General features: G+C 66.3%; 17 protein-coding genes and 2 tRNA genes. 16 read left to right on the forward strand and 3 right to left on the reverse strand.

Features of this window, described 5'->3' with window-relative positions:
• From hflK to FHW81_RS10250, 5 genes are all read left to right on the forward strand, one after another.
• Positions 1-1,203, forward strand: a complete 1,203-nt coding sequence (hflK, locus tag FHW81_RS10230; protein ID WP_003106427.1) for an FtsH protease activity modulator HflK — start codon at positions 1-3, stop codon at positions 1,201-1,203.
• Complete coding sequence (gene hflC, locus FHW81_RS10235) at positions 1,203-2,072, forward strand: protease modulator HflC (protein WP_003106429.1); 870 nt, start codon at positions 1,203-1,205, stop codon at positions 2,070-2,072. The genes hflK and hflC overlap by 1 nt, the downstream gene beginning before the upstream one ends.
• 95 nt (positions 2,073-2,167) lie before the next feature.
• Positions 2,168-2,353 carry a DUF2065 domain-containing protein gene (locus FHW81_RS10240; protein ID WP_019396782.1) on the forward strand — a complete coding sequence of 62 codons (186 nt, stop codon included), beginning with the start codon at positions 2,168-2,170 and terminating at the stop codon, positions 2,351-2,353.
• A gap of 34 nt (positions 2,354-2,387) precedes the next feature.
• A complete protein-coding gene (locus tag FHW81_RS10245) occupies positions 2,388-3,572 on the forward strand; it encodes an ATP phosphoribosyltransferase regulatory subunit (protein WP_003095644.1) in 1,185 nt (394 codons plus the stop codon).
• 51 nt (positions 3,573-3,623) lie between these two features.
• Positions 3,624-4,916: an adenylosuccinate synthase gene (locus FHW81_RS10250; protein WP_003095642.1), complete on the forward strand. Its 1,293-nt coding sequence runs from the start codon at positions 3,624-3,626 to the stop codon at positions 4,914-4,916.
• A 155-nt stretch (positions 4,917-5,071) separates the two neighbouring features.
• On the opposite strand, the gene FHW81_RS10255 is transcribed toward FHW81_RS10250, so the two are convergent.
• Both FHW81_RS10255 and FHW81_RS10260 read right to left on the reverse strand, forming a co-directional pair.
• Positions 5,072-5,158, reverse strand: a tRNA-Leu gene (locus FHW81_RS10255).
• 129 nt (positions 5,159-5,287) lie between these two features.
• A tRNA-Leu gene (locus tag FHW81_RS10260) sits at positions 5,288-5,374 on the reverse strand.
• 204 nt (positions 5,375-5,578) lie between these two features.
• Between FHW81_RS10260 and rnr the strand changes: the two genes are divergently transcribed.
• From rnr to alr, 8 genes are all read left to right on the forward strand, one after another.
• Positions 5,579-8,293, forward strand: coding sequence for a ribonuclease R (gene rnr, locus FHW81_RS10265; protein WP_012614611.1), 2,715 nt, complete (start codon positions 5,579-5,581; stop codon positions 8,291-8,293).
• On the forward strand, positions 8,290-9,036 hold the full coding sequence (gene rlmB, locus FHW81_RS10270) for a 23S rRNA (guanosine(2251)-2'-O)-methyltransferase RlmB (protein WP_003095638.1): 747 nt from the start codon (positions 8,290-8,292) through the stop codon (positions 9,034-9,036). The genes rnr and rlmB overlap by 4 nt, the downstream gene beginning before the upstream one ends.
• Positions 9,037-9,250: 214 nt before the next feature.
• Positions 9,251-9,670: a 30S ribosomal protein S6 gene (rpsF, locus tag FHW81_RS10275; RefSeq protein ID WP_003095636.1), complete on the forward strand. Its 420-nt coding sequence runs from the start codon at positions 9,251-9,253 to the stop codon at positions 9,668-9,670.
• 29 nt (positions 9,671-9,699) lie between these two features.
• The gene (gene rpsR, locus FHW81_RS10280; protein ID WP_003095634.1) at positions 9,700-9,930 is read left to right on the forward strand and encodes a 30S ribosomal protein S18; all 231 of its coding nucleotides are present in this window, start codon (positions 9,700-9,702) and stop codon (positions 9,928-9,930) included.
• Positions 9,931-9,966: 36 nt separating this feature from the next.
• A complete protein-coding gene (locus FHW81_RS10285; RefSeq protein WP_003095630.1) occupies positions 9,967-10,836 on the forward strand; it encodes a hypothetical protein in 870 nt (289 codons plus the stop codon).
• 21 nt (positions 10,837-10,857) lie between these two features.
• Positions 10,858-11,304, forward strand: a complete 447-nt coding sequence (rplI, locus tag FHW81_RS10290; RefSeq protein ID WP_003095627.1) for a 50S ribosomal protein L9 — start codon at positions 10,858-10,860, stop codon at positions 11,302-11,304.
• A gap of 128 nt (positions 11,305-11,432) precedes the next feature.
• The gene (gene dnaB, locus FHW81_RS10295) at positions 11,433-12,827 is read left to right on the forward strand and encodes a replicative DNA helicase (RefSeq protein ID WP_003100012.1); all 1,395 of its coding nucleotides are present in this window, start codon (positions 11,433-11,435) and stop codon (positions 12,825-12,827) included.
• 68 nt (positions 12,828-12,895) lie between these two features.
• Positions 12,896-13,972, forward strand: a complete 1,077-nt coding sequence (alr, locus tag FHW81_RS10300) for an alanine racemase (protein WP_003100010.1) — start codon at positions 12,896-12,898, stop codon at positions 13,970-13,972.
• Between the two features lies 1 nt (position 13,973).
• On the opposite strand, the gene FHW81_RS10305 is transcribed toward alr, so the two are convergent.
• Complete coding sequence (locus tag FHW81_RS10305) at positions 13,974-15,875, reverse strand: diguanylate cyclase (RefSeq protein ID WP_003112285.1); 1,902 nt, start codon at positions 15,873-15,875, stop codon at positions 13,974-13,976.
• 213 nt (positions 15,876-16,088) lie between these two features.
• Between FHW81_RS10305 and FHW81_RS10310 the strand changes: the two genes are divergently transcribed.
• The 3 genes from FHW81_RS10310 (at position 16,089) to FHW81_RS10320 (ending at position 22,027) form a co-directional block, all read left to right on the forward strand.
• Positions 16,089-18,332 (forward strand): YgiQ family radical SAM protein, encoded by a 2,244-nt coding sequence (locus tag FHW81_RS10310; RefSeq protein ID WP_003100007.1) that lies wholly within the window; start codon positions 16,089-16,091, stop codon positions 18,330-18,332.
• Positions 18,333-18,593: 261 nt separating this feature from the next.
• Complete coding sequence (locus tag FHW81_RS10315; protein WP_034054479.1) at positions 18,594-21,092, forward strand: circularly permuted type 2 ATP-grasp protein; 2,499 nt, start codon at positions 18,594-18,596, stop codon at positions 21,090-21,092.
• A complete protein-coding gene (locus FHW81_RS10320) occupies positions 21,092-22,027 on the forward strand; it encodes a transglutaminase family protein (RefSeq protein ID WP_023129158.1) in 936 nt (311 codons plus the stop codon). The genes FHW81_RS10315 and FHW81_RS10320 overlap by 1 nt, the downstream gene beginning before the upstream one ends.
• Positions 22,028-22,045: the final 18 nt, after the last annotated feature.

Genomic DNA, 22,045 nt, shown 5'->3' on the forward strand with positions numbered 1-22,045 from the left:
ATGGCTTGGAACGAGCCGGGTGACAACTCGAACAACAACGATCGAGACCCGTGGGGAGGCCGCCGCGGTGGTGGTGGCGGCGGTGGTGACCGCAAGGGGCCGCCCGACCTGGATGAGGCTTTCCGCAAGCTTCAGGACAGCCTGAACGGGCTGTTCGGTGGAAAAAAACGCAGTGGCAACGGTTCCGGCTCCGGTTCCGGCGGCAAGGGCGGTGGCCTGGGCCTGTTCGGCATCGGCCTGGCGATCCTCGCCGTGCTCTGGCTGTACAACGCCATCTATGTGGTGGACGAGCAGGAGCAGGCGGTCATCCTGCGCTTCGGCAAGTATTACGAGACGGTCGGTCCCGGCCTGAACTTCTACTTCCCGCCGATCGACAAGCGCTTCCAGGAGAACGTCACCCGCGAGCGTGCGTACAGCAAGCAGGGGCAGATGCTCACCGAGGACGAGAACATCGTCGAAGTGCCGCTGACCGTGCAGTACAAGATCAGCAACCTGCAGGACTTCGTGCTCAACGTCGACCAGCCCGAGGTCAGCCTGCAGCAGGCGACCGAGAGCGCGCTGCGGCATGTCGCCGGCTCCACCACCATGGACCGGATCCTCACCGAAGGCCGCGAGCAGATGGCGACCGAGGTGCGCGAGCGCCTGCAACGCTTCCTGGATACCTACAGGACCGGTATCACCGTGACCCAGGTGAACATCCAGAGCGCCCAGGCACCGCGTGAGGTGCAGGAAGCGTTCGACGATGTGATCCGGGCCCGCGAGGACGAGCAGCGCGAGAAGAACCAGGCCGAAGCCTATGCCAACGGCGTGGTGCCGGAGGCACGTGGCCAGGCCCAGCGCATCATCGAAGAAGCCAACGGTTACCGCGACGAGGTGATTTCGCGCGCCCAGGGCGAGGCGGATCGCTTCTCCAAGCTGCTGGTGGAATATCGCAAGGCTCCGGAAGTGACGCGCGAGCGTCTGTACCTGGACACCATGCAGGAAGTCTTCAGCCAGACCAGCAAGGTGCTGGTGACCGGTCAGCAGGGGCAGAACAACCTGCTCTACCTGCCGCTGGACAAGATGATCGATGGTCGTAACGCCGCGCCCGCTACGGGGGCCGGTGCTTCCGCCGGTGGTGGCAGCGCCAGCGCTTCCGACCTGGGGTCGCGGATCGTCAACGATCTGCGCCAGCAAGACGCGCGTACGAGGGAGAGCCGCTGATGGGCAACAAGTCTTTGATCGCTCTGATCGTCGGTGTCGTCGCCGCCATCGTCCTGTGGAACAGCGTCTACGTAGTCCAGCAGACCGAGCGCGCGGTCATGTTGCGCTTCGGCCGGGTGGTCGAGTCCGACGTCAAGCCGGGCCTGCACTTCAAGATCCCGTACGTCAACCAGGTGCGCAAGTTCGACGCTCGCCTGCTGACCCTGGATGCCCCGACCCAGCGCTTCCTGACCCTGGAAAAGAAAGCGGTGATGGTGGATGCCTATGCCAAGTGGCGGGTGGCGGATGCCGAGCGCTTCTACACCGCTACCTCGGGCCTCAAGCAGATCGCCGACGAACGCCTGTCGCGGCGTCTCGAAGCGGGTCTGCGCGACCAGTTCGGCAAGCGTACCCTGCATGAAGTGGTATCGGGCGAGCGCGACGCGCTGATGGGCGACATCACCGCTTCGCTGAACCGCATGGCGCAGAAGGAACTGGGTATCGAGGTGATCGACGTGCGGGTCAAGGCCATCGACCTGCCGAAGGAAGTCAACCGCAGCGTCTTCGAGCGGATGAGCACCGAGCGTGAGCGCGAGGCCCGCGAGCACCGCGCCAAGGGTCGCGAACTGGCCGAAGGCATTCGTGCCGACGCCGATCGCCAGCGCCGGGTAATCGTTGCCGAAGCCTACCGCGAGTCGGAAGAGACCCGCGGTGACGGCGACTCCAAGGCTGCCGCGATCTATGCCAAGGCCTACAACCAGGATCCGGAGTTCTATTCCTTCTACCGTAGCCTGAAGGCGTATCGCGAAAGCTTCGCCGAGAAGCGCGACGTACTGGTGCTCGATCCGAGCAGCGAGTTCTTCCGCTATCTGAACAAGGCCAACAAGTAATACTCGGTTCTCCGGCGGGCGGCAGCGCCCGCCGGAGAAATCGTGTTATGATGAGCCAGCCGGGAAATCCCGGCTTTTTTGCGTCCGCGAGAATCATGTGGCAGGAATTCGGCATCGCTTTTTGTCTCGTGCTGGTGCTGGAAGGCATCCTGCCGTTCCTGTGTCCGCGACAATGGCGCGAGGCGGTCACCGGCATCGGCCGGCTGAGCGACCGTCACCTGCGTCTCGTGGGGCTGGGCAGCGTGCTGCTCGGCACCCTGCTTCTTTACTGGATTCACTGATGATGTGCCGCCCGGCTGAAAGGGGAGAGGCGAAATGGCAACGGTAGACCGCTGGCTGCTGCCAGATGGGATCGAAGAGGTGCTGCCCCCGGAGGCGGCGCGCATCGAAGCAGCCCGCCGTCAGGTGCTGGATCTGTTCCACCGCTGGGGTTACGAGTTCGTCGTGACCCCGCATATCGAATACCTGGAGTCGCTGCTCACCGGCGCGGGACAGGATCTTGACCTGCGCACCTTCAAGGTGACCGACCCGGCGTCCGGCCGGCTCATGGGTTTCCGTGCCGACATTACGCCGCAAGTGGCGCGGATGGATGCGCACAGCCTGCGCCGCGAGGGACCGAGCCGCCTGTGCTATGCCGGCAGTGTGCTGCATGCGCAGCCGCGCGCGCTGTCCACTTCGCGTAGTCCGATCCAGCTGGGCGCCGAGCTGTACGGCGATCCGAGCCCTGCCAGCGATGTCGAGGTGATCAGCCTGATGCTGGAAATGCTCGAGATGGCGGAAGTGCCGGACGTGCACATGGACCTCGGCCATGTCGGTATCTACCGCGGCCTGGCGCGCGCGGCAGGGCTGTCCGGCGAAGTCGAGCAGCAGTTGTTCGATGCCTTGCAGCGCAAGGCGGTGGACGAGGTCGAGGCGCTGACTGCAGACCTGCCTGCCGAGCTGCGCGGCATGTTGCGTGCGCTGGCCGAGCTATGTGGCGGCCGCGATGCGCTGGAGCAGGGCCGTGCCCGTCTGGCGGCGGCGCCGGCCGATGTCCAGGTGGCGCTGAACGAGCTGATCGAGATCGCCGATTCGCTGGCCGGGCGCTTCCCCGGCTTGCCGCTGTATTTCGACCTCGGCGAGCTGCGTGGCTATCACTATCACACCGGCGTGGTGTTTGCGGCCTTCGTGCCCGGCGTTGGCCAGTCCATCGCCCAGGGCGGTCGCTATGATGATATCGGTGCCGATTTCGGGCGCGCCCGCCCGGCCACCGGTTTCTCCACCGATCTGAAAAGCCTGGTCACTCTCGGCCAGGCCCGGTTGGACCAGGCTGTATCGGGTATCTGGGCGCCGGCCGAAGGGGCCGGGCTCTGGCAGGCGGTGCAACGACTGCGCCGCGACGGGCAGCGTGTCGTCCAGGCTCTGCCCGGGCAGGATGCGGCTTCTGCGCGCGAGGCGGGCTGCGACCGGCAGCTGGCGCTGCGCGATGGCAATTGGCAGGTGGCGCCGCTGGCGTCCTGAGATTCCGCCGGCCGCGGCCGGCATCGAACTTCCACGATGGGGACAAGTGTTATGGGTAAGAATGTCGTAGTCCTGGGCACCCAATGGGGTGATGAGGGCAAGGGCAAGATCGTCGACCTGCTCACCGAGCAGGCGGCTGCCGTAGTTCGCTACCAGGGTGGTCACAACGCTGGCCACACCCTGGTGATCGATGGCGAGAAAACCGTCCTGCACCTGATTCCATCGGGCATCCTGCGCGAAGGCGTGCAGTGCCTGATCGGCAATGGCGTGGTGCTGGCGCCGGATGCGCTGCTGCGCGAAATCACCAAGCTGGAAGAGAAGGGCGTGCCGGTGCGCGAGCGCCTGCGCATCAGTCCTTCCTGTCCGCTGATCCTGTCCTATCACGTCGCCCTCGACCAGGCGCGCGAGAAGGCCCGCGGCGAAGCCAAGATCGGCACCACCGGTCGCGGTATCGGCCCGGCATACGAGGACAAGGTGGCACGTCGCGGCCTGCGCGTCGGCGACCTGTTCCACCGCGAGCGCTTCGCCGCCAAGCTGGGCGAGCTGCTGGACTACCATAACTTCGTCCTGCAGCACTACTACAAGGAGCCGGCCATCGACTTCCAGAAGACCCTGGACGAGGCGATGGAGTATGCCGAGCTGCTCAAGCCGATGATGGCCGATGTCGCTGCGACCCTGCACGACCTGCGCAAGCACGGCAAGGACATCATGTTCGAAGGCGCCCAGGGATCGCTGCTGGACATCGACCATGGCACCTATCCCTACGTGACCAGTTCCAACACCACCGCTGGCGGTACCGCCACCGGTTCCGGCTTCGGCCCGCTGTACCTGGACTACGTACTGGGTATCACCAAGGCCTATACCACTCGCGTCGGCTCCGGTCCGTTCCCGACCGAGCTGTTCGACGACGTCGGCGCCTACCTGGCCAAGCGCGGCCACGAGTTCGGCGCCACCACCGGTCGCGCTCGTCGCTGCGGCTGGTTCGATGCCGTGATCCTGCGCCGCGCCATCGAGATCAACAGCATCTCCGGCCTGTGCCTGACCAAGCTCGACGTGCTCGATGGCCTGGATGTGGTGCGCCTGTGCGTCGGCTACAAGAATGCCGATGGCGATGTGCTGGAAGCGCCGACCGATGCCGACAGCTACATCGGCCTGCAGCCGGTCTACGAGGAAATGCCCGGCTGGAGCGAGTCGACCGTGGGTGCGAAGACCCTGGAAGAGTTGCCGGCCAACGCCCGCGCCTACATCAAGCGCGTGGAAGAGCTGGTGGGTGCGCCGATCGATATCATCTCCACCGGTCCGGACCGCAACGAAACCATCATCCTGCGCCATCCATTCGCCTGAGGCGGATAGCGGGGCGATGACGGAACGGGCTGCGCATGCGGCCCGTTTTCATTTCCGGGGTCGGCGCCGCGGTGAGCGGGGGAGGGTGGCGTGGCTCGAAGGGAAAATCGCGGACAACAAAAAGCCGAGCGATGCTCGGCTGTTTGTCTTGAAGATGGTGCCCAGGAGAAGACTCGAACTTCCACGGTGTTGCCACCGCTAGGACCTGAACCTAGTGCGTCTACCAATTCCGCCACCTGGGCATGCTTTTCAGCATTGTGCGATGATCGCTCATCGACTTGGGTGTTGCAAACCTTGTCGCAGTTTCAATGCCTGGTAGTGGCTGAACTGCTGAAACAAAAACGGTCTAATGACCGGCTTTGTCTGAAATATGGTGCCCAGGAGAAGACTCGAACTTCCACGGTGTTGCCACCGCTAGGACCTGAACCTAGTGCGTCTACCAATTCCGCCACCTGGGCACTGGAGTCGATGATCGCTCATCGTTTCCGTGTTACAACGTCTCAGCAACGTTGTGGGCGCGAACTATACGAGTACGTATTCTGCTTGTAAACCCCTGATGCGATAAAAATTATTCTGTTGCCGAAGCTGACCGACGAAGCGTTTTCGCGCTTCAATAGAGCAATGGCAGCAAACGCTAAAGAAGAAAAGGTGACCTACCTCTAATGGCCGATTGGCAAAACCTCGATCCCGAGGCCGCTCGCGAAGCGGAAAAGTACGAAAACCCCATCCCCAGCCGGGAACTGATCCTGGCTCACCTATCCGAGCGGGGCGCTCCGGCGACTCGCTCCCAGTTGCTCGACGAGTTCGGGCTCGCCGGCGAGGAGCCGGAAGAGGCCTTGCGTCGTCGCCTGCGCGCCATGGAGCGCGACGGGCAGCTTATCTATACGCGTCGTGGCGCCTATGCGCCGGTGGACAAGCTGGACCTGATCCGCGGCCGCATCAGCGGGCACCGCGACGGCTTCGGCTTCCTGATCCCCGACGATGGCAGCGACGACCTGTTCCTCAGTCCCACCCAGATGCGCCTGGTGTTCGACGGCGACCGCGCCCTGGCCCGGGTGTCCGGCCATGACCGGCGCGGACGCCGCGAAGGCCAGCTGGTCGAGGTGATCGAGCGGGCCCACGAGATCGTGGTCGGCCGCTACTTCGAGGAAAGCGGCATCGGCGTGGTGGTCGCGGACAACCCGAAGATCCAGCAGGAAGTCCTGATCCCGCCGGGCAAGGCCGGCAAGGCCAGGCACAACCAGTTCGTCCAGGTGCGCATCGAGCAATGGCCGAGCATCCACCGCCAGGCCCAGGGCGAGATCGTCGAGGTGCTCGGCGACTACATGGCGCCGGGGATGGAGATCGAAGTCGCCCTGCGCAGCTACGATATCCCCCACGTCTGGCCGGCCGCGGTGGAGAAGGAAGCGGCCAAGCTCAAGCCGGAAGTGGCGGAGAAGGACAAGGAAAAGCGTATCGACCTGCGCCAGGTGCCCTTCGTCACCATCGACGGCGAGGATGCCCGCGACTTCGACGACGCGGTGTACGCCGAGGCCAAGCGCGGCGGCGGCTGGCGCCTGTTCGTGGCGATCGCCGATGTCTCGCACTACGTGAAGGTCGGTTCGGCGCTGGACGAAGAGGCGGCCAGGCGCGGCAACTCGGTGTATTTCCCCGAGCGGGTGATCCCGATGCTGCCGGAGGTGCTGTCCAATGGTCTCTGCTCGCTGAATCCGCTGGTCGACCGGCTGGCCATGGTCTGCGAGATGACCCTGTCCAAGGCTGGCAAGCTGACCGGCTACCAGTTCTACGAAGCGGTGATCCACTCCCATGCCCGCCTGACCTACACCAAGGTCAGCCAGTTGCTCGAGCACCCCGACAGCGTCGAGGCCGAGAACCTGCGCCAGCAGTTGCCCGGCGTGGTGCCGCACCTGCAGCAGCTGTATGCGTTGTATAAAGCGCTGCTGGCCGGCCGCCATGTCCGCGGCGCGATCGATTTCGAGACCCAGGAAACCCGCATCGTCTTCGGCGCCGACCGGAAGATCTCGGAAATCCGCCCGACCCAGCGCAACGATGCGCACCGCCTGATCGAAGAATGCATGCTCTGCGCCAACGTGGCGACCGCACGCTTCCTGCAGAAGCACGCCATCCCGGCGTTGTACCGGGTGCATGACGGCCCGCCGCAGGAGAAACTCAACAACCTGCGCCAGTTCCTCGGCGAGCTGGGGTTGAGCCTCGGCCGCGGCAAGGCCGCGCCGACCCCGGGCGACTACCAGGAGTTGCTGGAGAAGATCCACGACCGCGCCGACTTCCGCCTGATCCAGACGGTCATGCTGCGTTCGCTCAGCCAGGCGGTGTACAGCCCGGACAACAATGGCCACTTCGGCCTCAACTACGACGCCTACACCCACTTCACCTCGCCGATCCGGCGCTACCCGGACCTGCTGGTGCATCGTGCGATCCGCAGTGTGATCCGCTCCAAGGCGGAGACTCCGCACGTGCAGCGGGCCGGCGCGGCGAGCATGCCCAAGGCGCGTATCTATCCGTACGACGAATTGCGCCTGGACCAGTTGGGCGAGCAGTGCTCGATGACCGAGCGGCGTGCCGACGAGGCCACCCGCGACGTGACCAACTGGCTGAAGTGCGAATACATGCGCGAGCGGGTCGGCGAGACCTTCCCTGGCGTAATCACTGCGGTCACCGGTTTCGGTCTGTTCGTCGAGCTGACCGACATCTTCGTCGAAGGCCTGGTCCATGTGACCGCGCTGCCCGGCGACTACTATCATTTCGACGCCGTGCACCATCGCCTCAGCGGCGAACGCACCGGGCGCAGCTTCCGTCTCGGCGACACCACGGAAGTGGTAGTGGCGCGGGTCGACCTGGACGAGCGGAAGATCGATTTCGAGCTGGCCGGAAACGTGCTGAGCGCGCCGATCGGACGCAAGAAGCGCAACGGCGACAAGTCGACGAACGCCGGCAAGGCGCCGAAGGGGCGCAAGGGCGCATCCGTGCCCGAGGTCGACCTGGAGCCGGCGCTGGCCAGTCCCGACGCCGCGGTGGTGCCGCGGCGCAAGGCCGGCAAGGTGCAGGCGCTGCCGCCGGTCGCGCCGGAGCTGCTGGCGCAGGCCGCGGAGATGCTCGGCAACACCGACGTGCGCAAGAGTCGCGAGGTGAAGCAGGCGCTGCTCGCCGAGGCGCGTGTCGGCGGCAAGGACAAGGGCGGGAAGAAGGGCAAGGTCGTTCCTGCGGGCAAGAGCGCGAAGGGCAAGGCCAAGGACGGCAAGCCCGCCGCTGTCGCCAAGCCGGGCAAGCCGACCAAGCATCGCAAGGGGCCTTCCAAGCCGAAGGCCGACAACGCTCCGGCCGCCACCGGGGCGCGCAAACGTAAGGCCAAGTCATGAGTCAGTGGGAAAAGGTCTACGGCGTGCATGCCGTGGAAGCGTTGTTGCGTCATCACCCGAAGCGGGTCAAGCAGTTGTGGCTGGCCGAGGGGCGGCATGATCCGCGGGTCCAGGTGCTCACCGAGCTGGCCGCCGGGTTCCGTATTCCGGTAGGGCAGCGCGATCGGCGCGAACTCGACGAGTGGGCGGAAGGCGTCCACCAGGGCGTGGTCGCGGAAGTCAGCCCCAGCCAGGTCTGGGGCGAAAACATGCTCGAGGAACTGCTCGAGCGGAGCGAGGGCGTGCCGCTGCTGCTGGCCCTGGATGGCGTCACCGATCCGCACAACCTCGGCGCCTGCCTGCGTACCGCCGATGCGGCGGGGGTGCAGGCGGTGATCGTGCCCAAGGACAAGTCCGCGACCCTCAACGCCACCGTGCGCAAGGTCGCTTGCGGCGCCGCCGAGGTGATCCCGCTGGTGGCGGTGACCAACCTCGCGCGCACCCTGGAAAAGCTCCAGCAGCGCGGCCTGTGGGTGGTCGGCACCGCTGGCGAGGCGGACAAGACCCTCTACCAGCTCGACCTCAAGGGGCCGACCGTGCTGGTGATGGGCGCGGAAGGCAAGGGCATGCGCCGGCTGACCCGCGAGCACTGCGACTTCCTCGCCAGGTTGCCGATGGCCGGCAGCGTCAGCAGCCTGAACGTCTCGGTCGCCACCGGTGTCTGCCTGTTCGAGATCCTCCGCCAGCGCACCCCGCTGGAGTGAGCGCGTGCGGGGCCGCCGCGGCGCGGCCCCGCGCCATTCCATCCGCTGTACAAATATTCGCCAATCTTCCTTGCTTCGCCGGTTGCCCTTCTCTAGAATGTCGCCCCTTGCCGCGCGGGCAGGCGTTCGTTCGCCTCTCCACCAGGCAAGCCAAGAAAACATTCACTCCTTGCCTGACCGTTCTGCGGCAGGCTGCAACCCGTAAGGAGCATTTATGCGTCATTACGAAATCGTGTTCCTGGTTCACCCGGACCAGAGCGAACAAGTCGGTGGCATGGTCGAGCGTTACACCAAGGCCATCGAAGAAGACGGCGGCAAGATCCACCGTCTGGAAGACTGGGGCCGTCGTCAGCTGGCCTACGCCATCAACAACGTGCACAAGGCCCACTACGTTCTGATGAACGTCGAGTGCAGCGCCAAGGCCCTGGCTGAGCTGGAAGACAACTTCCGTTACAACGATGCCGTGATCCGTAACCTGGTCATGCGTCGCGACGAAGCTGTCACCGAGCAGTCCGAGATGCTCAAGGCTGAAGAAAGCCGCAACGAGCGTCGCGAGCGTCGTGAGCGTCCGAACGATAACGCTGAAGGCGCCGATGGCGACGACAACAGCGATAGCGATAACGCTGACGAGTAATTCCGGACCAGTATTGAGGAGCCAATCACATGGCACGTTTCTTCCGTCGTCGTAAGTTCTGCCGCTTCACCGCCGAAGGCGTGAAAGAGATCGATTACAAGGATCTCAACACCCTGAAGGCCTACGTTTCCGAAACCGGCAAGATCGTTCCGAGCCGTATCACCGGCACCAAGGCCAAGTACCAGCGTCAGCTGGCGACCGCTATCAAGCGCGCCCGCTACCTGGCCCTGCTTCCTTACACCGACAGCCACGGCCGTTGAGATCGGGCAGTCGAACGCTGGTAAGGGATAGATCGCATGCGCGCACTGGCTGAGTTCACCATGCGCGGCCGCATGCAGGCCACGCTCGCCGTGGCAGGCTCCGCGGTTGTTCCACTGTTGTTCTGGCTGAGTGCCGCCGCCGGTAGCCTGGTGCTGCTGCGGCGCGGATTCGGCGACGCCTTCGGCGTCCTGGCCTGGGCGGTGCTACCGGCGATGTTCTGGTGGTACCTGGGCGATCCGAGCATCCTTCTGGTCCTGCTCGGTACCCTGACGCTGGCGCAGATCCTGCGCGCCAGCACGTCCTGGAGCCATGTGCTGCTGGGCAGTGTTGCAGTTGGCGTGGTATTCGCGCTGGTGCTGGGGCATACCTCCAGCGAGCTGATCGGCGCCCTGGCGACGGAAGTCACCAAGGTCCTGACCCAGCTTCGCGGGGAGTCCCAGCTGTCGGGCGAAGAGCTGGACAAGTTGCAGGTGGCGCTGGTGCCGACCCTGACCGGGGTCATGGCTTCCTCGCTGCAGGTGACCTGCCTGCTCTGCCTGATGCTCGCGCGGTACTGGCAGGCTTCGCTGTACAACCCGGGCGGCTTCGGCCGCGAATTCCGGAGTTTGCGGCTGGCGCCGGCGGTTGCCGTGATCCTGCTGCTGGGGGCCGTCGTGGTCCCGGCGCTGGAAGTGCAGGCCGCGGTGCTCGGTCCGTTGTGCAGCGTGCCGCTGATCATCGCCGGCGTGGCGCTCGGGCATGGCCTGATCGCCCTGAAGCGCCTCGCGGGTGGTTGGCTGGTGGGCCTGTACCTGGCTGTATTGCTGCTGGGGAACCTGATCTGTCTTTTGGCGGTTGTCGACAGTCTGTTTGATTTTCGTGGACGCCTGGCCCGGCGCCAGGGTTCCACGAACGGTGAAGGTTAAAAGTTAAGAGGTAAGACTCAAATGGAAGTCATCCTGCTGGAAAAAGTCGCCAACCTGGGCAACCTGGGCGACAAGGTGAACATCAAGGGCGGTTACGCCCGTAACTTCCTGCTGCCGCAGGGCAAGGCCACCGTCGCCACCGCCGAGAACGTCGCTGCGTTCGAAGCACGCCGCGCCGAGCTGGAAAAGGCTGCCGCCGAGAAGAAGGCCGCTGCCGAAGCCCGTGCTGCCCAGCTCTCCGAGCTGGTGGTAACCCTCGGCGCCCACGCTGGCGACGAAGGCAAGCTGTTCGGTTCGATCGGCACCCGCGACATCGCCGAAGCCGTTTCCGCTGCCGGTTACCCGCTGGAAAAAGCCGAAGTTCGCCTGCCCAACGGCGCGCTGCGCAACACCGGTGAGTTCGACGTCGCCGTGCACCTGCACACCGACGTGGAAACCACTCTGAAGCTGATCATCGTCGCTGAGTAAGCGATCCGATCGGTAGGGCTGGGCGGGCATATGCGTGTCCGCGGCAGTCCGCTAACATCGGGCACGGTACCGGCAACGGCACCGTGCCCGTTGTTTTTTCCGCTGTTCCTTTTTCTTGCGTCGAGTCTATGAACGAGATCACCAGCCCCGAGCAATACGACCTGGAAACCACAGCCCTGAAGGTGCCGCCGCACTCGATCGAGGCCGAGCAGGCCGTGCTGGGTGGCCTGATGCTGGACAACAACGCCTGGGAGCGTGTGTCGGATTCGGTGTCCGACGGCGATTTCTACCGCCATGACCATCGCCTGATCTTCCGCGCCATCTACAAGCTGGCCGAGGCCAACCAGCCGATCGACGTGGTGACCCTCTCCGAGCAGTTGGAGAAGGAAGGACAACTGGCCCAGGTCGGCGGCTTGGCCTATCTCGGCGAACTGGCGAAGAACATTCCCTCGGTCGCCAACATCAAGGCCTACGCGCAGATCATCCGCGAGCGCGCCACCCTGCGCCAACTGATCGGCATCAGCAACGAGATCGCCGACAGCGCCTTCCACCCGGAAGGGCGCGGCGCCAACGAGATCCTCGACGAGGCCGAGCGGAAGATCTTCGAGATCGCCGAAGCGCGACCGAAGACCGGCGGGCCGGTAGGGATCAGCGATATCCTGGTCAAGACCATCGACCGCATCGACTACCTGTTCAACACCACCGAGGCGCTGACCGGGGTGTCCACCGGTTTCACCGACCTCGACGAGAAGACCAGCGGCCTGCAGCCGGCCGACCTGATCATCGTCGCCGGGCGTCCGTCGATGGGTAAGACCACCTTCGCCATGAACCTGGTCGAGAACGCGGTGATGCGCACCGACAAGGCCGTGTTGGTGTACTCCCTGGAGATGCCCTCCGACTCGATCGTGATGCGTATGCTCTCGTCGCTCGGGCGTATCGACCAGACCAAGGTGCGTTCCGGCAAGCTCGACGACGAGGACTGGCCGCGCCTGACTTCGGCGATCAACCTGCTCAACGACAAGAAGCTGTTCATCGACGATACCGCTGGCATCAGTCCCTCGGAAATGCGCGCGCGGACCCGTCGCCTGGTGCGCGAGCACGGCGACCTGGCGCTGATCATGATCGACTACCTGCAACTGATGCAGATACCCGGCTCCAGCGGCGACAACCGGACCAACGAGATTTCCGAGATTTCCCGCTCGCTGAAGGCCCTGGCGAAGGAATTCAACTGCCCGGTGATTGCCCTGTCGCAGCTCAACCGCTCCCTGGAGCAGCGACCCAACAAGCGCCCGGTGAACTCCGACTTGCGCGAATCCGGGGCGATCGAGCAGGACGCCGACGTGATCATGTTCGTCTACCGCGACGAGGTGTACCACCCGGAGACCGAGTTCAAGGGCGTCGCCGAAATCATCATCGGCAAGCAGCGTAACGGTCCGATCGGTACGGTGCGCCTGGCCTTCATCGGCAAATACACGCGCTTCGAGAACCTTGCCGCCGGCATGTACAACTTCGAGGACGAATGACCCGGCTTGGGTCTTGCCCGGCGGGCGCCTTACCATAGGCACCCGTTTCAGTTGCAGGACCCGATGCCATGCGTCCCCTCGTTGCCACCGTCGACCTTTCCGCCATTCGCCACAACTATGCCCTGGCCAAGCGCTGCGCGCCGCAGCGCCAGGCGTTCGCGGTGGTCAAGGCGAACGCCTATGGCCACGGTGCGCGCGAAGTGGTTACCGCGTTGCACGACGATGCCGATGGCTTCGCCGTGGCCTGCCTGGAGGAGGCCGCGGAAGTCCGCGCCTTGCACGCCAGCGCGCGCATCCTGTTGCTGGAAGGCTGCTTCGAGGCGAGCGAATACGCCCTCGCCGGGCAATTGCGCCTGGACCTGGTGATCCAGGGCGCGGAACAGGGCGAGGCGTTCCTCGCCGCTGGCCTGGATATTCCACTCAACGTCTGGCTCAAGCTCGACTCCGGCATGCACCGCCTGGGCTTCGATCCTGCCGCGCTGCGCGCCTGGCATGCGCGCCTGCGCAACCATCCTGGTGTGCGCGAGCTGAACCTGATCAGCCATTTCGCCTGCGCCGACGAACGCAACCATCCGCTCACCGAGCAGCAGCTGGAGAGTTTCCTCGGCCTGCTCGACCTGGATTTCGACCAGCGCAGCCTGGCCAATTCGGCGGCGGTGCTGACTATCCCGGCCGCCCACATGGACTGGCTGCGGCCGGGAATCATGCTCTACGGGTCGACCCCGCTGGCCGACCTGAGCGCCGCCGAACTGGGCCTGAGGCCGGCCATGAGCCTGGGCGCGCAGTTGATTTCACTGCGCGAGGTGGCCGTGGGCGAGAGCGTCGGCTACGGCGCCACCTGGATCGCCGAGCGGCCGGCGCGGATCGGCACGGTCAGTTGCGGCTACGCCGACGGCTATCCGCGTACCGCGCCAGCCGGGACTCCGGTACTGGTCGGGGGACGCCGCGCGACCCTGGCCGGGCGGGTCTCGATGGACATGCTGGCGGTCGACCTCTCCGACCTGCCGGAGGCTCGCGTTGGCGACCCGGTGGAGTTGTGGGGCGCCGGGTTGTCGGTGGACGAGGTCGCCCGTGCCTGCGGCACCCTTGGCTACGAGCTTCTGAGCAAGGTCACGGCTCGGGTTCCGCGACGCTACAGCCACTGATTCAGGAGATACGCTCCGGTGCCAGGGCGGTCGGCCAGGGGAGCGCCGGCGCGGTCTCGCGTTCATCGTCGGCAGCCATCGCATAGCCGGCGCGCCCGGCGCCCTTGACCCGGTACAGCGCCTGGTCGGCGGCCTTGTAGAGTTTGCCGAACTGCAGGGCGTCGCCGGGAAACAGGGCGACGCCGATGCTCGGTGTGATCACCAGCCACTGCTTGGCGAACTCCACCGGTTTCGCCAGTTCTCGCAGCAGGCGTTCGGCGATGTCGCGGGCATGCTGCTCGGCATTCGACCCGCCGACCAGCACGGCGAATTCGTCGCCGCCGAGGCGCGCCACGCAATCCTCGGTGCGCACGCAATGGCGCAGCCGCTGGGCCACGTTCTGCAGGACGAAGTCGCCGGCATCGTGGCCATGGGTATCGTTGATCGGCTTGAAGTGATCCAGGTCGATCAGCAGCAGCGCCATGCTGTTGCCGTGGCGGCGCGCGTCGTCCAGGGCGCTTTCGGCGAACTCCATCAGGTGCCTGCGGTTGCCAAGCCCGGTCAGCGGGTCGTGATGGGCGGCGTACTGCAGTTGCGCTTCGCGCATCTGCAACTGGCGATTGGCCTCGCTCAACTCGTTGGTACGGACTTCCACGGCGCGTGCCAGGTCGCGCTGGGCGCTGTGCAGCAGGGCCAGGCGCGCGTTCTTTTCCTGGTCGGCCTGGTCCAGGGCCAGGGCCCTTTCCTGCTTCAGATCCTGGATGCGCGAGGCGAGCGCCAGGGAGAACAGCAGGGCCTCCAGGGTCAGCGCCAGCGGGAAGACCATGGCGTTGGCCGAGGTCGGCTGGACCAGCGCGGTGGCGCGCATCACGCCAAGGCTGACGCTGCCGAGCACCAGGCCGAAGCCGACCAGGTACAGGCGCGCCGTGGCCGAACCCTGGCGCCAGCGCTGCACTGCCAGGCCGATGGCGATCGGCAGGTTGGCCAGCAGGGTCAGCGCCAGCACGCCGGCCGCCTGCCAGCGCCAGCCGGCGGCGTTGAACGCCAGGCAGGCAAGGAACAGCAGGCAACAGGCGTTCAGCAGGTGATGGGCCCAGCGTGCGTGCTGCCGGCTTTGCAGCAGGTTCTGGCTGAAGCGGATCACGCAGATGCCCCAGATCGCCAGCAGCGCCAGGCGGTCAAGCCACCAGGGCACCGCCCGCTCGGGCCAGAAATACTCGAAACCATGGCCGCTGATGCTCAGGGTCAGCACCAGCGCGCTGGCAGCGGTCAGCACGTACCAGAAATAGGCGCGATCGCGCAGGCTGGTGAAGAGGAACAGGTTGTACAGCAGCAGGGCGAGGATCAGCCCGTAGGCCATGCCGAACAGCAGGTTGCCCTGGCTGCGGTATTCCAGCAGTTCGTCGTGGCTCCAGAGCCTCAGCGGAAAGGCGTTGCCGCCGGGATCGTAGCTGCGCAGGTAGACGCGCAACGGCCCATCGCCGGGAGGGATCCGGAACAGCGGATGACGATAGGCGTGGTCGCGGCCCTCGGCGAAGGGCACCGCTTCGCCGCTGCGATGTTCACGGAACCCGCCGCGCTCGTCGGGGAGGTACAGGCGCAGGTCGTGCAGGCTGGCGCTGGCGACTTCCAGCCACCAGCCGCCGGATACCGCCTCGCGTCTCGGCAGGTCGAGGCGCAGCCACCAGGCGCTGCGGCTGAGGCCGACGCTGGTGCGGCCGGCGGCGGCGACGAAGCGGCCGGCCTGCTCCGCTTGTTCGAGGTCCTCCACCGCCAGGTTGCCATCGGGGTCTTCGAGCAGGTCCAGCGAGCCGTTCAACCAGGCGCCGCTGGCCGGAGGCGCCGGAAACTCCGGCGCGGCGCGCGAAACGGCGCTGGCCAGTAGCAGGAAGATGACCGCGAGCAGGGCAAGAGGATGGCGCACGATGACTCTCCCGGGGGCCTGCCTTAGAGGCCGGGTGAGATGACGATGAATGGAGTATAGAAACAAGATGGCTAAATGATGGCATTTTTTCGAAGCCGGCCGACGACAGGCAATACCCAGTGAAAACGTCGGAATTGCTCATTTTTTGTGCTATATTCCGCGCCCCGCGTTTTCGCGACCCCCCATTCCTAGAGATACCCCCTGGTGCCCGTGATGCAAGCCGCCAAGCCGCTGTTCGACTATCCCAAGTACTGGGCCGAGTGTTTCGGTCCGGCGCCCTTCCTGCCTATGAGTAGGGAAGAGATGGATCAGCTCGGCTGGGACTCCTGCGACATCATCATCGTCACCGGCGATGCCTACGTCGACCACCCGTCCTTCGGCATGGCCATCATCGGCCGCCTGCTGGAGGCCCAGGGGTTCCGCGTCGGCATCATCGCCCAGCCGGACTGGCAGTCGAAGGACGACTTCATGAAGCTCGGCGAGCCGAACCTGTTCTTCGGCGTGGCGGCCGGCAACATGGACTCGATGATCAACCGCTACACCGCGGACAAGAAGGTCCGTTCCGACGACGCTTACACCCCCGGCGGCCTGGCCGGCAAGCGCCCGGACCGCGCCAGCCTGGTCTATAGCCAGCGCTGCAAGGAGGCCTACAGCCATGTGCCGGTGATCCTCGGCGGGATCGAGGCCTCGTTGCGGCGCATCGCCCATTACGACTACTGGCAGGACAAGGTCCGCCGCTCGATCCTGATGGACGCCACGGCCGACATCCTGCTCTACGGCAACGCCGAGCGTGCGGTGGTGGAAATCGCCCAGCGCCTGGCCCAGGGCGAACTGGTGAGCGCGATCACCGACGTGCGCGGCACCGCCTTCGTCCGTCGCGACACCCCGGAGGGCTGGTTCGAGATCGATTCCACGCGGATCGACCGGCCGGGCAAGATCGACAAGATCATCAATCCCTACGTGAACACCCAGGACACCGCCGCCTGCGCCATCGAGCAGGAAAAGGGCGCGCAGGAGGACCCGCAGGAAGCCAAGGTCGTGCAGTTGCTGGCGAACCCCAGGCTGACCCGGGAGAAGACCGTGATCCGCCTGCCGTCTTTCGAGAAGGTGCGCAACGACCCGGTGCTCTATGCCCACGCCAACCGCGTGCTGCACCTGGAGACCAACCCGGGCAACGCCCGTGCCCTGGTGCAGAAGCACGGCGAAGTGGATGTCTGGTTCAACCCGCCGCCCATTCCGATGAGCACCGAGGAAATGGACTACGTGTTCGGCATGCCCTATGCCCGCGTGCCGCACCCGGCCTACGGCAAGGCGAAGATTCCCGCCTACGAGATGATCCGCTTCTCGGTGAACATCATGCGTGGCTGCTTCGGCGGCTGCACCTTCTGCTCGATCACCGAGCATGAGGGACGGATCATCCAGAACCGCTCGCACGACTCGATCATCCGCGAGATCGAGGAGATGCGCGACAAGGTGCCCGGCTTCACCGGCGTGGTCTCCGACCTTGGTGGACCGACGGCGAACATGTACCGCATCGCCTGCAAGAGCCCGGACATCGAGCGGCACTGCCGCAAGCCATCCTGCGTGTTCCCCGGCATCTGCGAGAACCTCGATACCGACCACAGCTCGCTGATCGAGCTGTACCGCAAGGCCCGGGCGCTGCCGGGGGTGAAGAAGATCCTGATCGCCTCCGGCCTGCGCTACGACCTCGCCGTCGAGTCGCCCGAGTACGTCAAGGAACTGGTGACCCACCACGTCGGCGGCTACCTGAAGATCGCCCCGGAGCACACCGAGCGCGGTCCGCTGGACAAGATGATGAAGCCGGGGATCGGCACCTACGACCGCTTCAAGCAGATGTTCGAGAAGTTCTCGAAGGAAGCCGGCAAGGAGCAGTACCTGATCCCGTACTTCATCGCCGCCCATCCCGGGACCACCGACGAAGACATGATGAACCTGGCCCTGTGGCTCAAGCGCAACGGCTTCCGCGCCGACCAGGTCCAGGCGTTCTATCCTTCGCCGATGGCCACTGCCACCGCTATGTATCACTCGGGCAAGAACCCGCTGCGCAAGGTCACCTACAAGAGCGATGGCGTGACCATCGTCAAGAGCGACCAGCAGCGGCGCCTGCACAAGGCCTTCCTGCGCTACCACGACCCGAAAGGCTGGCCGCTGCTGCGCGAGGCGCTGGAGCGGATGGGGCGCGCCGACCTGATCGGCAATGGCAAGCACCACCTGGTCCCGACCTACCAGCCGGATACCGGCGAATACCAGAGCGCCCGGCGGAAGAACTCGACGCCGGCCGGCAGCAAGAAGGCCGGCAAGCTGCTGACCCAGCATACCGGCCTGCCGCCACGCGCCAGCGACGGCGGCAAGCCGTGGAGCAAGGGCCAGCAGAACAAGGCGACGGCCTTCGCCAAGGGCAAGAAGAAGTCGCGCCAGCCGAACATCCCGCGCTGATCGCCGGGGCGGCCCTGCCGCCCGCAAAGGGTGCGTGGCTGCAACCCTGCCAGCGGTCGCGCACCGTCGCGGTGCATCGCCGTGGCGCGACCTCCTGGCCGCCCGGGGCTGGCGGCGCTGGCACAAGTCTTGCGCTTCCGGGGCAACCCGGTCTTCGCGGAGAACCGCGCTGGCGGACCCGGCAACGCCTCGTCGCTTCGCTCCGGCGGCGCGTCGCCGACTCCGCTACAGTGACCGCAACCCCAGCCCCGCGAGCCTTCGATGCCCGAGCTGCTTGCCCACTATCCGTTCACCGATACGGCCTACCATGAGCTGCTCGATCGCCAGGGTGGCGTGCGTCCCCATTGGCAGCGGCTGTTCCGCCAACTGGAGCGCAGCAGCCCTGAGCAACTGCGCCAGCGCCAGGCCCTGGTGGAACGGCAGATCCAGGAGAACGGCGTCACCTACAACGTCTACGCCGATCCCAAGGGCACCGACCGCCCCTGGGCGCTGGACCTTCTGCCGAACCTGCTGTCCGCCGCCGAGTGGCAGCCGATCGCCGCCGGCGTGGCACAGCGTGCTCGGCTGCTCAACGCGCTGCTGGCCGACCTGTACGGCGAGCAGCGTCTGCTCGCCGAAGGGCTGCTGCCCAGCGAACTGGTCTTCGGCCATCAGAACTTCCTCTGGCCGGCGCTCGGCATCCGGCCGCCCGGCGGGATCTTCCTGCACAGCTATGCCGTCGACCTGGCGCGCGATGCCGACGGACGCTGGCAGGTCCTCGCCGACCGCACCCAGGCGCCGTCCGGCGCGGGCTATGCGCTGGAGAACCGGCAGATCGTCTCGCGGGCCTTGCCGGAACTCTATCGCGACCTGCGCGTGCAGCATCTCGCCGGGTATTTCCGCACCCTGCAGGAGACCCTCGCCAGCCAGGCCGCCGGCGACGGCGAGACGCCGCTGGTGGTGCTGCTGACTCCCGGACGTTTCAACGAAACCTACTTCGAGCATCTCTACCTGGCGCGCCAGCTCGGTTTCCCGCTGGTCGAGGGGCACGACCTGACGGTGCGCGACGCCACCCTCTATCTCAAGACCCTCGGCGGCCTGAAACGGGTGCACGCGGTATTGCGGCGCCTCGATGACGACTTCTGCGACCCGCTGGAATTGCGTACCGACTCGGCGCTGGGCATTCCCGGCCTGCTCGAGGCGGTACGCCAGGGGCGCGTACTGGTGGCCAACGCGTTGGGCAGCGGGGTGCTGGAATCGCCCGGCCTGCTCGGCTTCCTGCCGCAGGCCTGTCGCCGCCTGCTGGGCGAGGAGTTGGCGCTGCCCTCGCTCGACACCCGCTGGTGCGGCGAGCCGCAGGCCCTCGAGGCGATACTCGCGGCACTGCCCGACCTGGTGATCAAGCCGGCCTTTCCCGGCCAGCGCTGCGAACCGCTGTTCGGCCACGCCCTCGACGGTGCCGGCCTGGCATCCCTCGGCGAGCGCTTGCGCGAGCGCCCGCAGGCCTACGTGGCGCAACGCCTGGCGCAGTTGTCCCAGGCGCCGGTCTGGCGCGACGGCGAGGCCGGCGTCGGCCTGCAGTCGCGGGCCATCGGCATGCGCGTGTTCGCCGTCGCCGCCGCCGACGGACGCTACTGGGTGATGCCCGGCGGCCTGACCCGCGTAGCCTCGGCGGCGGATGCCGAGGTGGTGTCGATGCAACGCGGCGGCGCGAGCAAGGACACCTGGGTACTGGCCGAGCGTGCGGTCGGCGGCGAGCCGTGGCGGCCGCGCCGGCTCGGCGTGCGCGACCTGGTCCGCGAGGATCCCTACCTGCCGTCGCGGGTGGTGGAAAACCTGTTCTGGTACGGCCGCTATGCCGAGCGTTGCGACGACCACGCGCGCCTGCTGCGGGTGGTGCTGTCGCGCTACGTGGATGCCGATGGCGACGAAGAGGCGCTGCGCAGCGCCCTGGCCCTGGCCGGCGGCATCGGCCTGCTGCCCGGGGATGGCGAGCCGTTGGAAAGGTGCCTGTTGCGGGCGTTGCTCGACGAGCACTGGCCGGCGAGCCTGTGCGCCAACCTGCGGCGCCTGCACTGGGCGGCGGCGCAGGTGCGCGGGCGCTTGTCCGGGGAGAACTGGCTGGCCTTGCTGGAGCTGCAACGCGACATGCAGGCGCTCGATCCGGCACGCACCGACCTCGGCGAAGCGCTGGACTTCCTCAACCGGCTAGTGATGTCCCTGGCCGCGTTGTCCGGTTTCGCCCTCGACGACATGACCCGCGACGACGGCTGGCGTTTCCTGATGATCGGCCGGCGCATCGAGCGCGTGCGCTTCTTCGCCGAGAGCATCGCCGCCTTCCTCGACGGCGGTAGCGCCTGGGACGCCGGCGCGCTGGAGTGGCTGCTGGAGCTGGGTAACAGCGGCATCACCTACCGCTCGCGCTACCTGGCGTCGCCGCAGCTGGTCCCGGTGCTCGACCTGCTCCTGTTGCACGAGCAGAACCCGCACTCGCTGCGCTTCCAGTTGCAGGCCCTGGAGCGTTCGCTGGAGCGCCTGCACGAGGAGTTCGGCGCGCCACGCGAGCGGGAACTCAGGACCCTGGGCGAACGCCTGCGCAGCTTCGATCTGGCGGCCCTGGAAAGCCCGCTGTTCGGCGCGGCAGGACTCGACGAGGTGCTCGTCGGGCTGGCGCGACTGCTGCGCGACATCGCCGCCTGCGCCGGACAGGTCTCCGATCGGCTAGGCTTGCGCTATTTCGCCCATGTCGACGATGTCAGCCAGAGAACGGTATCCACCTGATGTCCGCACCCGCGCTTCGCTCCGTTCCGCTCCCGGGCGCCCGCTACCAGGTGCTGCACGACACCCATTACCGCTATGCGACGCCGGTCTCGCTGTCGCGGCAACTGGCGCATCTCTGGCCACGCGAATGCGCCTGGCAGGCCTGTCATGAGCGGGCACTGCTGATCGAGCCGGGGCCGAGCCGGCGCGAGGATGGCCACGACGCATTCGGCAATCCGCTGAGCCGGCTGGCCTTCGAGCGTCCCCACGAGGCGCTGCGGGTCAGCGCGCGACTGCAGGTCGAAGTGTTCGCCCATGCGCCGGCGCAACTGACCGCGTCGCCGGCATGGGAAACCGTCGCCGCCGGGCTGGCATTTTCCGGGCGGGCGCTGTCCGCCGCCGAGCTGGAAGCCTGCCGCTATCGCGTCGAGTCGCCCTATGTGCGCATCCAGCGGCGATTCGCCGAGTTCGCCGCCGACTGCTTCCCGCCCGGACGGCCGTTGCTGGTGGCGGCGGCGGCACTGATGGAGAAGATCTTCCGCGAGTTCGCCTTCGATGCGCAGGCCACCCAGGTGGCGACGCCGCTGGACGAAGTGCTGGAGCGCCGTCGCGGGGTCTGCCAGGACTTCGCCCACCTGATGCTCGCCTGCCTGCGCGCGCGCGGACTGGCGGCGCGCTACGTCAGCGGCTACCTGCTGACCCGCCCGCCGCCCGGACAGGCGCGACTGATCGGTGCCGACGCCTCGCATGCCTGGGTCTCGCTGTATTGCCCGGAGAACGGCTGGGTGGATTTCGACCCGACCAACGACCTGTTGCCCGACCTGGAGCACATCACCCTGGCCTGGGGGCGGGATTTTTCCGATGTGTCGCCGTTGCGCGGGGTGATCCTCGGTGGCGGTAGCCATGACCCGGAGGTGCGGGTGACGGTGCTGCCGCTACGGGAAACAGCCGGCTGATCAAAAAGTGATCGGTCC

The sequence above is a fragment of the Pseudomonas sp. RC10-4-2 genome (assembly GCF_050433085.1).
Taxonomy (GTDB): Bacteria; Pseudomonadota; Gammaproteobacteria; order Pseudomonadales; family Pseudomonadaceae; genus Pseudomonas; species Pseudomonas aeruginosa.